The organism is Brevundimonas sp. GW821-FHT12E07, from assembly GCF_058807035.1.
The window spans coordinates 563966-577288 of the sequence record NZ_JBXAQH010000002.1 but is presented as its reverse complement, the minus strand read 5'-3'; the positions used below and the strand labels follow the sequence as shown (position 1 = coordinate 577288).

At 68.4% G+C, this 13323-nt stretch carries 11 protein-coding genes; all 11 read right to left on the bottom strand.

What is annotated here, in order from left to right; genetic code table 11:
* Window positions 1-37 precede the first annotated feature (37 nt).
* Window positions 38-2680: a TonB-dependent receptor plug domain-containing protein gene (locus AC1ROD_RS10975; RefSeq protein WP_492948276.1), complete on the bottom strand. Its 2643-nt coding sequence runs from the start codon at window positions 2678-2680 to the stop codon at window positions 38-40.
* A gap of 212 nt (window positions 2681-2892) precedes the next feature.
* Window positions 2893-4362 carry a sigma-54-dependent transcriptional regulator gene (locus AC1ROD_RS10970; protein WP_492948275.1) on the bottom strand — a complete coding sequence of 490 codons (1470 nt, stop codon included), beginning with the start codon at window positions 4360-4362 and terminating at the stop codon, window positions 2893-2895.
* A 138-nt stretch (window positions 4363-4500) separates the two neighbouring features.
* Window positions 4501-6306, bottom strand: coding sequence for a DUF4153 domain-containing protein (locus AC1ROD_RS10965; protein WP_492948274.1), 1806 nt, complete (start codon window positions 6304-6306; stop codon window positions 4501-4503).
* Between the two features lie 48 nt (window positions 6307-6354).
* Complete coding sequence (locus AC1ROD_RS10960) at window positions 6355-6774, bottom strand: DUF1801 domain-containing protein (protein WP_492948273.1); 420 nt, start codon at window positions 6772-6774, stop codon at window positions 6355-6357.
* 33 nt (window positions 6775-6807) lie between these two features.
* A complete protein-coding gene (locus AC1ROD_RS10955; protein WP_492948448.1) occupies window positions 6808-7905 on the bottom strand; it encodes an acyltransferase family protein in 1098 nt (365 codons plus the stop codon).
* Between the two features lie 81 nt (window positions 7906-7986).
* Window positions 7987-9441 (bottom strand): amidohydrolase family protein, encoded by a 1455-nt coding sequence (locus tag AC1ROD_RS10950; RefSeq protein ID WP_492948272.1) that lies wholly within the window; start codon window positions 9439-9441, stop codon window positions 7987-7989.
* Between the two features lie 42 nt (window positions 9442-9483).
* Window positions 9484-9903, bottom strand: coding sequence for a cupin domain-containing protein (locus AC1ROD_RS10945; protein WP_492948271.1), 420 nt, complete (start codon window positions 9901-9903; stop codon window positions 9484-9486).
* 97 nt (window positions 9904-10000) lie between these two features.
* Window positions 10001-10576 carry an alpha/beta hydrolase gene (locus AC1ROD_RS10940; protein ID WP_492948270.1) on the bottom strand — a complete coding sequence of 192 codons (576 nt, stop codon included), beginning with the start codon at window positions 10574-10576 and terminating at the stop codon, window positions 10001-10003.
* 8 nt (window positions 10577-10584) lie between these two features.
* The gene (locus tag AC1ROD_RS10935; protein ID WP_492948269.1) at window positions 10585-11085 is read right to left on the bottom strand and encodes a hypothetical protein; all 501 of its coding nucleotides are present in this window, start codon (window positions 11083-11085) and stop codon (window positions 10585-10587) included.
* Window positions 11086-11112: 27 nt separating this feature from the next.
* A complete protein-coding gene (locus tag AC1ROD_RS10930) occupies window positions 11113-11898 on the bottom strand; it encodes a hypothetical protein (RefSeq protein ID WP_492948268.1) in 786 nt (261 codons plus the stop codon).
* Entirely contained in the window at window positions 11895-13310 is a 1416-nt protein-coding gene (locus tag AC1ROD_RS10925; protein WP_492948267.1) for an NAD(P)(+) transhydrogenase (Re/Si-specific) subunit beta, read from the bottom strand. Before AC1ROD_RS10925 ends, AC1ROD_RS10930 begins: the two co-directional genes overlap by 4 nt.
* Window positions 13311-13323: the final 13 nt, after the last annotated feature.

Below are 13323 nucleotides of genomic sequence, written 5' to 3'. Positions count from 1 at the left end.
AGAGGCCGGCGGAGCGATCCGCCGGCCTCTTCGTCTTCTAGAACAGCACCTTGCGGTAGTTCAGCCGGATGACCCGACCCGTCGGGTCGAGGTAGTCGGGCTGGTAGTTGACCGGCAGGCCGCCGGCCGAGGTGGTGACCACCGTGCGGGTGTCGAAGATGTTGTCGAAGCCCAGGCTGATCCGGGCGCCCTTGAGCAGCCAGGGGGCCTTCTTCACCCATTCCGGGCGCTGGTTCATGTCGACGAACATGTTCAGCCCGACCGTCGTCTGGTGCGAGAAGTTGAGGTCGGCGCCGCTGCCGCCGTCGACGAACGTCGCCTCGCGCCAGTTGGCGTTGATGAAGGCGCCGAAGCCGTTGCGGAAGGCGCCGCCCTGGACCTGGATCTCCTGCTGGGGCGTGCCGCCGCGGCCGCCGGTGGCGCCGCCGTTCAGCTGGTCGATGACCGGCAGGCCGTCGGCGATCACGATCTCATCCTGGAAGCGGTAGGTGTGATAGACCGACAGGTTGAAGACGCCCTGGCCCGGCTGCATGCCGCCGCCGCCGCCGCGACCCCCGCCGCCGCCCATGCGCATCTGCATGCCGCCACCACCGCCGCCGCCGGGACCGCCGCCTTCACCGCCGCCGGCCGGACGCGGCCCGCCCATCATCATCATGCCGCCCGGGCGCGGACCGCCCGCCGACGGGTTCGGCTTGCCGAACGGCCGCGAGAAGGTGAAGCCGGTGCGCAGGTCCTGACGCTCGGTCCTGTCGTAGTTCAGCGGGCGGGCGTCGACGGACAGCAGTTGGTCCGTGACGGGGTCCCGCACGAACCGGCCGGGCAGGGCGGCTTCCACCGCCGGGGTGATGGTCGGGAAGCCGCTGATGGCGTCGTCCGTCCGGCTCCAGGTGTAGTTGGAGCTGAAGTTGAAGTTCACGCTCTGGAACGGGGTCAGGTTGAAGCCCAGCTTGACCACCGAGCGGTCGTCGGAGCCCAGGTTGCGGTTGCCGCCGGTGATCTGGGTGATGTTGACCGTCTGGCCGGTCTTGAAGTCGTAGACCGCCACGTTCGAGGTGTTGATGACCGGGTCGTTGACCTGGTTGATGGTCGGGGCGCCCTGTTCCTCGGTATAGCTGACGACGAAGCCGATCTTGCCGTTCGGGGCCCAGTTCAGGCCGCCGCCGATCGTGGTCAGGCCGCCGAAGTCGGACAGGTCGTCATAGCCGCCGTTGAAGTTGAACGACAGGTCGCCGAACTTCGACAGGAAGTCCCGGCGGGTGCTGGTCAGAGGCATGTTGACGTTGAAGCTGCCATAGACGCGGTCGCGCTGCAGCGAGCTCTCCGTATGGCCGACGACGGTGCGGTCCGACTCCGAGTCCAGGGTGCGGGTGTCCAGGCCGAACTTGACGGTCGAGCGCAGATTGCCCGCCGGGCCTTCCCACACGGTGCCGTTCAGGGTCGTTTCCAGATTGCCGCCGCTCGAGACCGAATGAGCGGTGTCAGTGGCCTGACGCAGCAGGGACGGCGGGATGACGCCGAACGGGTTCACCGCCGGATCGTCGGCGTCGAGCCGGTCCTGGACCGGCAGGACTTCGTAGCCGCGGCCGGTCGTGGTGTCGGTCTCGGTGCGGTCGTAGGTGGCGGTGACGGTGTAGCGCCACTCCTTGAGATAGCCGTCCACCAGCAGGGCGGCCTTGCCCGTCAGGGTGTCGTTGTTGCGCCGCATCGTGGACGGGTCGGCGAGATAGCGCTGCAGGCGCACGTCGCTGGCGCTGGTCGAATAGGGGTTGCCGGCCGGCAGGGTCAGGTTCAGCGACGGCAGGCCGCCGTAGCCGCTGGTGGACGAGTCCTCCAGGCTGAAGCTGCCCGTGGCCTTGGTTGTGGCGTTCAGGTCATGGGCCAGTGAGCCGCGGATCGTCGTCCGGTCGCCGCGCGACTGCAGGGTGCGATAGGCCGACAGCTCCTCGGGTGTCGCCACGGCACCGGTCGGGCCATAGGTGTTGGCGTTCACCGTGCGGGTGATGTCGCGCTCGCTCTCGAACAGGGCGGTGTCGTGCTGCCGCTCGATGTCGAAGTTCCAGCGATCGCCGGTCTTGATGGTGAAGGAGTTGCCGTCGACCTCGGCGGTGGTGCGGCCGCCCTGGGTCGGGCCGCGGCCCTGGAAGGTGGCGGTGGCCTGACGGAACTGCTGCCTCAGGACGAAGTTCACCACCCGCTGGTCGGCGCTGTAGCCGTAGTTGAGGGCGACCTCCTCGGGCAGGATCTCGGTGCGCTCGATGGCCTCGACCGGGATGCCCTGGATCTCCTGGAAGCCGGAGATGCGGCGGCCGTTGAGCAGCAGGACGGGGCCGGAGTCCGAACGGCCGCGGCTGGAGCTGGTCAGGGGTTCGAGCCGTTGCAGCAGCTCGGCGATGTTGCTGGCGCCATAGGCCTTGATCTCTTCGGCGCTCAGGGTGACGTCCGGCGGGATGTCGCCCTCGACGCTGCCGCGCGGCTTGACCCCCGTGACGGTGACCGTGCCCAGGTCGTAGGCGTCGGCCGTGGCCGCGCCACGCGGCAGGGCGTCGTCGTCCTGGGTCTCGGGCGGGGTCGTCGTCGGGATCTGCTGCGGCGGCGTCGGGCCGGCAGCAGGCGCAGGCGTGGGCGCCGTCTGGATCGCGCCGGAGGCAAGCGCGGACAGAATGGCGACAGCGATCGTCATGGATGGTCTTCCGGAATCAACAGTGGCGTGGCGGCGTCTGCGACCGGCGGTGGAACGTCTGCGCGCCCCTTCAACCCCCGGCCATGCGCCGTGTCATGCCCCTCTAACGCACGCCCCCGCGACCTCCGTCGGGCGGATGCGTTAAATTTCAGACAGATTCAGGCAAAGCCGTGAAATGTTGCCCCCAAACGACAGCGTTCGGGGACAGATCGTCAGCCGACTTCCTTCAGCGCGCCTTCCAGTCCCTGTTCGCGGACCTTGCGGTACAGGGTCGAGCGGCCGATGCCGAGGCGACGGGCGATCTCGGACATATGGCCGGCATAGACCTCGATGGCGTGCTGGATCAGGTCGCGCTCGATGTCTTCCAGCGTGCGCAGATGACCGCGGTCGTCGAGGATGCGGATCGGCTGGTCGGGAAGGGGCGGCAGGTCGACCGACAGCCCGCCCTCGGACGGGACCGAGGCGGCGGCGAAGGCCGTCTCGCCCTCGGCCTGGGCCAGGGGCATGGCGACGCCCGAGATGGCCGGGAAGTCGTGCGGCTGCAGATAGGGGGCGTCGGCCAGAACCAGAGCGCGATAGACGCTGTTCTCCAGCTGGCGGACGTTGCCGGGCCAGTCGAAGGCGCTGAGCAGGGCCATGGTCTCGGCCGAGGCGCCGGCGACGCGCTTGCCCTCCTCGGCGTTGAAGCGGCCGATGAAGTGGTCGACCAGGGCCGGGATGTCCTCGCGGCGTTCGCGCAGGGCCGGGGCCTCGATCGGGAAGACGTTCAGGCGGTAGTAGAGGTCCTCGCGGAAGGCGCCTTCCCTGACCTGCTGGGCCGGGTCTCGATTGGTCGCCGAGACGATGCGGACGTCGACCTTGACCGAGCGCTTGGCGCCGACGGGGTCGACCTCGCCCTCCTGCAGGGCGCGCAGCAGCTTGACCTGCATGTCCAGCGGCAGTTCGCCGATCTCGTCGAGGAACAGGGTGCCGCCCGAGGCTTCCTGGAACTTGCCCAGATGCTTGTCGTGGGCGCCGGTGAAGGCGCCCTTCTCGTGACCGAACAGGATCGACTCGACCAGATTGGCGGGCAGGGCGCCGCAGTTGACCGCGACGAAGGGCTTGCCGGACCGGTCCGAGGCGCCGTGCAGGGCGCGGGCGATGACCTCTTTACCGACGCCACTCTCGCCGGTGATCAGGACCGGGATGGACGACTTGGCCGCGCGGGCGCCGAAGGCCTTGACCAGACGCATCGGCGGGCTGTCGCCGACCAGATCGTCGAAGGAGGTGCGGCCCGCCACGTGCTTCTTCAGACGGCCGACCTCGCGGGTCAGCTGGGTCATCTGCAGGGCGTTGCGGATGCCGACCAGGATGCGTTCCGGGCTGGCGGGCTTGATGAAGAAGTCCTGGGCGCCGGCCTGCATGGCCTTGACCACGGTGTCGATGCCGCCGTTGGCCGTCAGGACGATGACCGGCGTCGTGACGCCGGCGGTGCGGATCTCGGCCAGGGCCTCCATGCCGCTCATGCCGGGCATGACCATGTCCAGCAGCACGACGTCCGCGCCGCCGCCCTTGGTCAGGCGATCGATGGCCTCGCCGCCGTTCTCGGCATGGACGACGGCATAGCCTTCGCGATCCAGAACCGCCTGAACGAGGCGGCGCTGGGTCGGATCGTCATCGACCACCAGAACGGTCTTGGCCATGGGGAGCACACCTTCGTCATCACCGTGAAGGCCGCCGCGTCTTGAAGCGCGACTGACCCGTTTCGGGACGTTTCTACGCCCGATGCGGTGAAGATCGGGTTGGTGGGCGTGGTGTGCGGGAAGTTAACGGGCGGGCGGTCAGAACCCCAAGGCGCCTGGGCCGCATGTGTATTCCGGCGTGAAGATCATACGCGTGTCATCCTTTAGCAGATCGACGCGTCGAGCCGGCGCGGATTGAACCTGACCATGCCGCAAGGCGTCACGAGGATCCTCCGCCTGTCCGCAGACGGCGGTCTGGTAACGCCCGACGTTCGTCCATTTGCCGGCGGTCTTCGCGTACAGATGGATAGCGAACTTGTTGGCCACCAGAATCTCATTGACCCCGTCGCCGTCCGTATCACGCTGAACGCCGACACACTCCGCCGGAGCATAGCAGTGGGGGCGGTCGCCCGTGCCTTCGTTAGTGAGGAAATCGGCAGGCAAGGCGGCCCCGCCATCCACTGGATCGATAATGATCCGGCGCGCCACTACCTCCTGGCCGTCCCGCAACAGGTTGCGGTACTGCGCACGCAGGGCCGTCTGGGCCCGGGTCCTGATCTGTGGGTTGGTTGAGACGGCCAGCGTTTTCAATGCGATCTCGCCCGCCTTGCCGCTGTCGAAGCGCAGGAAGACGTAGTCGAAGCGCTCCGGCGACACCTTGCCAGCCTCCAGCCGCTTGACCTGATCTGCCACGGCCAGCCGGGCCGGGTCGGCCAGCGGACTGAACAGGGCGAGGATGACGGCGACGGCGAGGACGCCCGAGGCCAGGTTGGTGGCCTCCAGCGCCTTCATCCAGCCCGAGCCCTTGCGGACCAGGGGCACGACGGCGGCGAGGCCGTAGCCCACGGCATAGACGGCGCCGACGAGGGCGCAGGCAGCGGCGATGATCCGCTCCGGCGTAAGACCGTACTGGCCGATCCGCAGAATCAGACCCTGGACGGCCAGCCCGATCAGCGGCGTCAGCAGGAGGGAGGCGACCTGAACCGCGATGCGCAACACCAGCGGCGGCCGGTTGTCGGGGCGGCCGTCCTGATAGGCGGTGTTGATCAGGATGATGAGGGCGGCGGCCGAGGCCAGAAGCAGGGCCGTTGCGCTGCCCGTGTCCCACAGACCCTTGAGGCCGGTGAAGGGCAGGGCGGCGAGGAAGCCCGCCGCCAGTACCGTCATGACCAGCAGCAGCCAGGACAGCAGCATCAGGGCCACGGCCCGCACGCCCCGGATCAGGCCGTCGCGGACATCGGTCAGCTGCACCGCCGTGGCGAAGGCGAGGCCGGTCATGGGGAAGGCGAACCAGGTCTTGCCGATCAGGTCGCCGAGGAAGCTGAGGCCGATGACCTTGAACAGGGCCGCCCCGAGGAAGAGCAGCAGCCAGAAGGCGCCTGCGAAGCCGATCGACAGGGCCAGCTGGACCCCCGCCATCCAGGCCGCGTCGAAATAGGCGGGATAGGGGGCGACCAGTCTGCGCTCCCGGTCGGCGGGCACGATCAGGTGGTGGGTGATGAACAGGGCCACGGCCGTGAAGGCCACGAAGACCGGCGACAGGACGGTGTCGTCCAGCTTCATCCCCTGACGGTCGATGTCGTGGAAGGCGAGCGCCGCCAGAACCGCCCCGGCGATGCCGCCCCAGACGATCAGGGTGACGGGCCTCAGCCGCCCGACGCCCGCCAGCAGCACCACGGACAGGAAGGCGAAGACGAGGAACAGGCAGCCGAACAGCCAGGGATCGGTCGCGGGCCAGACCGGCGGATGGCGGTACTCATTGGGCCAGGACCGCGTCAGCCACCACAGGGCCACGCCCTGCAGCAGGCCGATGGCCAGACGGACGGCCGCCGTGGCGCGCCGGTCGCCCTCGCGCGCCAGTCCGGAGCGGCCCGAGGCGGCGTGATCGTCATGGCTGATGGTCATGGTTGTCTCCCCGCGCCATCTGAACCGAAAGCTGCGCCGTTGGGAAGCTCAGTCGGGATAGCGGGCCTTGATGGCCTTGTAGGAGACGGCGGCCAGTTCGCGCAGGACGTCGGTGTCCACGTCGGAAAGTCGCTTCACATAGATGCAGCCGCCCTCGGTCTTGTGCTTGCCCAACCGGGGCAGCAGGGCGTCGCGGGCCTCTCCGGCATGCAGATAGAGGACCAGGTGCGGCTTGCGGGGCGAGAAGGCGATGGCCGGGGCGTCTCCCTGCCGCCCGCTGTCGTAGACGTAGTGGTACGCCCCGAAGCCGACGATGGACGGGCCCCAGAGCGTCGCGGACTGGCCCGTGACTTCGGCGAACAGGGCGGCGACGGCCTCTGCGTCCGCGCGGCGCGTCGGATCGGGCACGGCGGCGATGAAGTCGGCGACGCTGACGTCGGTGGGCTTGGTCTTCGCTTCGGCGGCCATGATCGCTCCCCTTCGCGGGGAGGATAACACGGTTCAGGCTGCTGCAGGCTTCGGTTTGGTCCAGCGGTCAATCAGTCGCTGGGCGGGGCGTTCGACGAAGTGGTGGGCCAGGACCGCCAGGCCGACGATGCCGATGAAGACGGCCAGGGCGAACAGGTCGTTGAGCCAGACCGAGCCGAAGTCGATCCGCCGGCCGTTGGGCATCCAGTGCAGCTTGCGGGCGATGATCAGCATCACCGTCAGCACGAACATATGGACCATGTAGATGGCGAAGGACCAGCGGCCGAAGGTGACCAGCACGGGCAGGTCCAGCAGGCGCGAGACCTTGCCCTCCTCACCCGCGAAGACCCAGACCACGCCGATGAAGACCAGGGTCACCGCCACCGTGACCGGGCCCTCGGCCCAGGCGACGAACAGGCAACACAGGGCGACCGTCGCGACTTCCAGAACCGTGGCGGCTCCCGCCTTCAGGCGCGGGATCCGGGTCCACAACCCCTGCAGCAGGCAGCCGAGGAAGAAGCCATAGACCGCGCGGGGCACGGCGAAGTCGTAGGTGGTGTTCATCCAGCGGCGGGCGTGAGTGACCACGATGATCCCCCCGATGACGGCGAGGATCGCGCCGATCCAGCGGAACCGCTTGGGCGAGACCAGCACAAGCGCCGCGAAGATCAGATAGCAGGCGACCTCGGCGCTGAGCGTCCAGGCCGGACCGTTCCAGGTCAGGTAGGGGTGGACATGCCAGGCCTGGATCAGCAGCAGATTGGTCCAGATCGCCTCCACCGAGCGGTCGCGCGTGAACGGCGTGGCGCCGTCGAAATGGAACCAGACCCGGCACAGCTCGAGCCCGACGAAACAGGCCAGCATCAGGACGTGCAGGGGCCAGACCCGGCCCAGCCGCCGCACCATGAACCGGCCGGCGTCCCGCGCCGTCTTCAGCCGCTCGGCATAGGCGTGGGCGATGACGAAGCCCGACAGGACGAAGAAATAGTCGACGAACAGATAGCCGTGCTGGATCAGCGGCCAGTCGCGCCAGTGGCTGGCGATCGGCATGTGGAACATGAACACCAGCACGGCGCAGACGCCCCTGAGGGAGTCCAGAGCCTCGAACCGATGTGCGCCCGCCGTTTTCACAGCGGCGTGATAACGGGTTCCCAAGCGGGGCGATAGAGGGGGTTAGGCCCGAGCCGGGGGCGAAGTTCCGGGGCGGCCGGATCAGGCGGCGGGCGCGACCGGCGGACGGGCCGCGACGCGGCGGCGGACCTCCTCGCGCAGGGCTTGGAGCCCCTCCCGGTCGATCAACCGCCCACGCAGGACCACGTCGGAGGCGGCGCGGGTAGCGGCGATGTCCTTCAGCGGATCGGCGTCGAGCACCAGCAGGTCCGCCGCCTTGCCCGCCGCCACGGCGCCGTAGCGGTCGCCCTGTCCGAGGAAACGTGGCCCATCGACGACCGACCCCATCAGGGCCTCGCGCGGCGTCAGCCCCAGCTTCACATAAAGCGCCAGTTCGTCGTGGAGCGAGAAGCCCGGATAGTTGAACGAGTTCAGGAAGCCCGCGTCGGTGCCGGTCAGGATTGTGACATGGGCGTCGCGCAGCATGGGCAGGACGCGGGAGGTGACCTCATTGACGTGGTGACGGGCGGCGATCATCTCCGGCGTGGCCTGGGCCGCACGCTGGATGCGCCAATCATAGGTCGCCCTCAGACCCGGACCGATATAGGCCAGACCCGCGTCATGGCTGTGGTCGTCGCGGTCCAGATGGCTGAGCACCGTCGAGCCGTAGAGGGTCGGGGTGACGGCGACGCCCAGCTCGGCGAGGCGGCGATAGGCGCGGCGCGCCACCTCCGGATCGAAGGTGTCGGCATAGCGGGCCATGGTCTGGGCATAGGTGTATCTGCCCGCCAGATAGTCGGCGGAGATGGCCGCCTCGTCGCGCGACCCGGCCTTCATCAGATAGTCGAGGTGCTCGATGGACGAGAGACCCGCCTCGGCCGCCTCCAGCACCGGGATGCTCATCGGGATGTGGGCCGAGGTCTTCAGGCCGCGTTTCTTCGCCTCGCGCACGGCGTAGAGAAAGAGCTCGGGCTTGAGGGTGTTGTCGGTGATCTTGACGAAGTCGACGTGCATGGCCTGAAGCCGGTCCAGGGCCGCGTCGACGTCGGCCTGGCTACCGGTCTCCAGCGTGCCCTTCCAGACCGGAGCGATACCCTCGATCTTGGGGCCGGAGGTGAAGATGCGCGGCTGGTCGGCGTCGGGCTTCATGCCGTCGCGCCAGGCCAGGACCTGTTCGGCCAGATCACCGGCGCAATCGCGGACCGCCACGATGCCGTTGACGACATAGAGGGGGAAGAGGTCGGCGTTCTCCGCGATCAGGGCCGGACCGCCGCCGAAGTGAACGTGCATGTCCCACAGGCCGGGCATGACATACCGGCCGCGAACGTCGGTGGTTCTGGTCGCCTCGAACCGGTCGGCCTGCGCGTCCGGGACGACGGCGACGATGTCCTGACCCCGGATGGCGATGGCCTGACCGGGTGTGACCGTTCCCGCTGCCACGTCGACGACATTGGCCGAGCGGATCAGCAGGTCGACCTGCTCCTTTGGCGCGACGGGGAGGGCGGCGCAGGCGGCGAGTGCGAGGGTGGCGATGGCGGCGGTCAGGAAGCGGATCATGAACCGGCTACAGACCCGCAAGGGCGTCGCGCAACCCGGGGCTTACCCCGGCTGCCACCCCGTCGGGGCCATCTCGAACCCCTCGAACTCGAAGCCCGGTGCGACCGTGCAGCCGACCAGGGTCCAGGCGCCCAGGGACTTGGCCGCCTGCCAGGCCCCGGTCGGGACGACGGCCTGGGGCTGTTCGCCGGCCTTGAGGTCATTGCCGAGTTTCACCAGTCGCCGCATGCCGCCGGACGCGATCTCCAGCGCCAGGGGCGCGCCCTCGTAGAAATGCCAGAGCTCGGCCGCGTCGACCGAATGCCAGTGCGACTGCTCGCCCTCGGCCAGCAGATAGTAGATGGCCGTCCCGACGGAGCGCCCGTCGACCTCGCGCGGATCGCGGAAGGTCTCGCGATAGTGCCCGCCCTCCGGATGGGGCTGGAGTTCGAGCATGGCGATGACTTCGGCGGCGGTGAGCATGGGGTGTGAATAGCCGAGTCGCGGGCGATTGCTCAGCGCGGCGTCATGTCGATGACAAGGGCGTCTCTGGTTCCCGGTTTCGAAGGGCGGGGCGAACTCACAGGACGCCGAGCGCACGTAGCCATTGCTCGACCTGTCCTGGCCATTCGCGGGTGATCGGATCGGTGGTCGGCCGAAGGCCGAAGGCGTGGCCGCCCTTCGCATAGAGGCGCATGTCGACCGGCACGCCGGCGTCGTTCAGCGCCAGAGCATAGGCCATGGCCTGACGAACGTCATCGACGGGATCGTCCATGGCGTGGAGGATCAGGCTCGGGGGCGCTTTCGGGCTGATCTTCACCCAGGGCTCCAGTTCGAGACTGTTGCGACCCTTGCTGTCATCCAGAACCCGGGCCGTATAGGCGACGACGGCGAAGTCCGGGCGCGGCGACTGTCGATCCGCGGCATCGGTCAGTGTGTAGGTGCGCGCTTCGGTATTGCTCATGGCCGTCACGAGGTACGCGCCGGCAGAGAAGCCGATGACCCCGATCCTGTGCGGATCGATGCCCCGGGCTCCGGCCTGTTCTCGCAGCAATCCCATCGCGCGTTGGGCATCTTCCAGACCCAGCAGAACCTCCGGCCGCCGCTGCCGGCCATTCTCGCGCGGCCAGGCCTGGGGCGTGCGGTATTTCACCATGACGCAGGTCATACCCTGCTGGACGACCCAGTCGCAGACCTCGCTCCCTTCGAGGTCTGTCGCGACGGCGGCGAAGCCTCGCCGGGCAGGACCAGCATGGCGGCGCCCGTATTGCGTCCTTTCGGCCGGTAGATCGTCATGGTCGGCCGCGTGACGTAGCTGGCCCAGTGCCATGGCCGTCCGCCGACCGTGGGCGAACCATTGCCGGTCGCCTCCGGGTGATCGCCGGTGTCGGGTTTGGCGAGGGGGACGTTGTCCGGCCAGAGCGGAATCTGGGTCCCCCCGTCGGTCGGGCGCCAGACGCCTTCGCGTTCCACCTTGGGAATCTCGACACGGGCGGACGAGACGGGAACGGCGTCTTCCTGACGGGGTTGGGCGCCCGGCGCGGGCGCGTCGGCGGGATCGGCTTGATGGCAGGCGGCGACCGCCAGAAAGACCGCCAGAAGCCTCTGGGCCCGAAGCCCCGGCCGCCGCGCCCGGCTGTCATTGCTGGGGGGCGGTCTTCTCATGGCGCGCTCACGATCTCCACCGCCATCCTATCGATCCACCTTGCCGTTCCACGCTTCGTGAGGCTCGGCGTAGAGGCGCAGATAGGTCGGGTCGTCGATCCGCATCAGGCGGCGGGCGATGGCGAACTGGTCCGATCCGACCTGCCGGCGCAACAGTTGCAGACACTCCCTGTCCTGGACCCCGTCGCCGACGCCGGGCCTGGACCGCAGAACGCCCTCGTCGAGGTCCCGCAGGATGTCGAGGCGGCTTTGGGAAGGCCGTTCCGGGTTCAGCAAGGCGGAACCGAGGTCGACAGAGCCGAACTCCGGCAGGTGAACTGTGTAAACCAGATGCGCGAAGCTCTGCCTGTTGCGGCTGCGTTCGAGATAGCAGGAGGCCTCGACCCCGGTCGCGCGGGCGAGGCTGACCGAGGTGCGGTCCACCGCACCGGGAAGCCGGTTCCGGATCAGCTCGATCCTGTCGGGATAGACCTTCGTCACCGAGGACCATGACAGGGCCGTCGCGAGGATGTTCGCCGAGCCGACAGCGGCGAGGGCAAGCAGGGCCGGCTTGAGGGCGTGGCGACCGAGATAGATCAAACGGCCGAGGACCAGACCCGCAACGATTCCGACCGTGACCGGAAGGATGGAATGCCAGCTGTCGACGGGCCACCAGAGCAGGGCTGCGGGGTCGCCGGGACCGTTGCCGTTTCGGACCATCCTGCACAACGGCGCCAGAAGCCACGGCAGGCCCGCCGTACAGCCGGCGGCGAGGAAGGACAGGCGCAGCCGGTCGACCGAAACCTCCGGGCGGGAGAGCTGCGGTCGCCTCACAGCGCCTTCACGATCCCCTCGACCATCTTCTTGGCGTCGGCGAACAGCATCATGGTGTTGTCGCGGAAGAAGAGTTCGTTCTCGACGCCCGCATAGCCCGCCGCCATGCCGCGCTTGATGAACAGGACCGTGCCGGCCTTTTCGACGTCCAGGATCGGCATGCCGTAGATGGCCGACTTGGGATCGGTCTTGGCGGCCGGGTTGGTGACGTCGTTGGCGCCGATGACGAAGGCGACGTCGGCGGTGGCGAACTCGGCGTTGATGTCCTCCAGCTCGAACACCTCGTCATAGGGGACGTTGGCCTCGGCCAGCAGGACGTTCATGTGACCCGGCATCCGGCCCGCGACGGGGTGGATGGCGTACTTCACCTCGACGCCCTCTTCCTTCAGCTTGTCGGCCATTTCGCGCAGCGCATGCTGGGCCTGGGCGACGGCCATGCCGTAGCCGGGGACGATGATGACCTTGGAGGCGTTCTTCATGATGAAGGCGGCGTCGTCGGCCGAGCCCTGCTTGACCGGACGGGTCTCGACGCGCGCCTCGCCGGCCGGACCGGTGTCGCCGCCGAAGCCGCCCAGGATGACCGAGATGAAGCTGCGGTTCATGCCCTTGCACATGATGTAGGACAGGATCGCGCCCGAGGAGCCGACGAGGGCCCCGGTGATGATCAGAGCGATGTTCTCGAGCGTGAAGCCGAGCGCCGCGGCGGCCCAGCCCGAATAGGAGTTCAGCATCGAGACCACGACGGGCATGTCGGCGCCGCCGATGGGGATGATCAGGGTGGCGCCCAGCACCAGGCTGATCGCGAAGATGCCCCAGAAGGCCCAGGTGGTCGTGCCGCCCGAGCCGACCATGATGCCGATCAGCAGGACCAGAACCAGGGCCAGGGCGATGTTGATCAGGTGCCGCGCGGGCAGGATGATCGGGGCGCCGCTCATATTGCCGTTCAGCTTGGCGAAGGCGATGACCGAGCCGGTGAAGGTGATGGCCCCGATGGCGACGCCGAGGCTGAGCTCGATGATCGACTGAACCTTGATCCCGCCCATGCCGTCACTGATGCCGAAGGCCTCGGGCGCATAGACGGCGCCGACGGCGACCAGACAGGCGGCCATGCCGACAAGGGAGTGGAAGGCCGCGACCAGCTGGGGCATGTCGGTCATCTTGACCTTGCCCGCGATCAGGGCCCCGCCGCCGCCGCCGACGACCACGCCGCCGGCCAGCAGGGCCAGGGTGATCGGGTCCAGCGCCCCGGTGAAGCCGAGCGTCAGCAGGGTCACGGCGACGGCGATGGCCATCCCGACCATGCCCATCGTATTGCCCTGACGGCTGGTCTCCGGGCTCGACAGGCCGCGAAGGCTGAGAATGAAAAGAACGCCTGCGACCAGATAGGCCAGCGCCGCTATGGATGCGTTCATCGCGTCCCCCCGA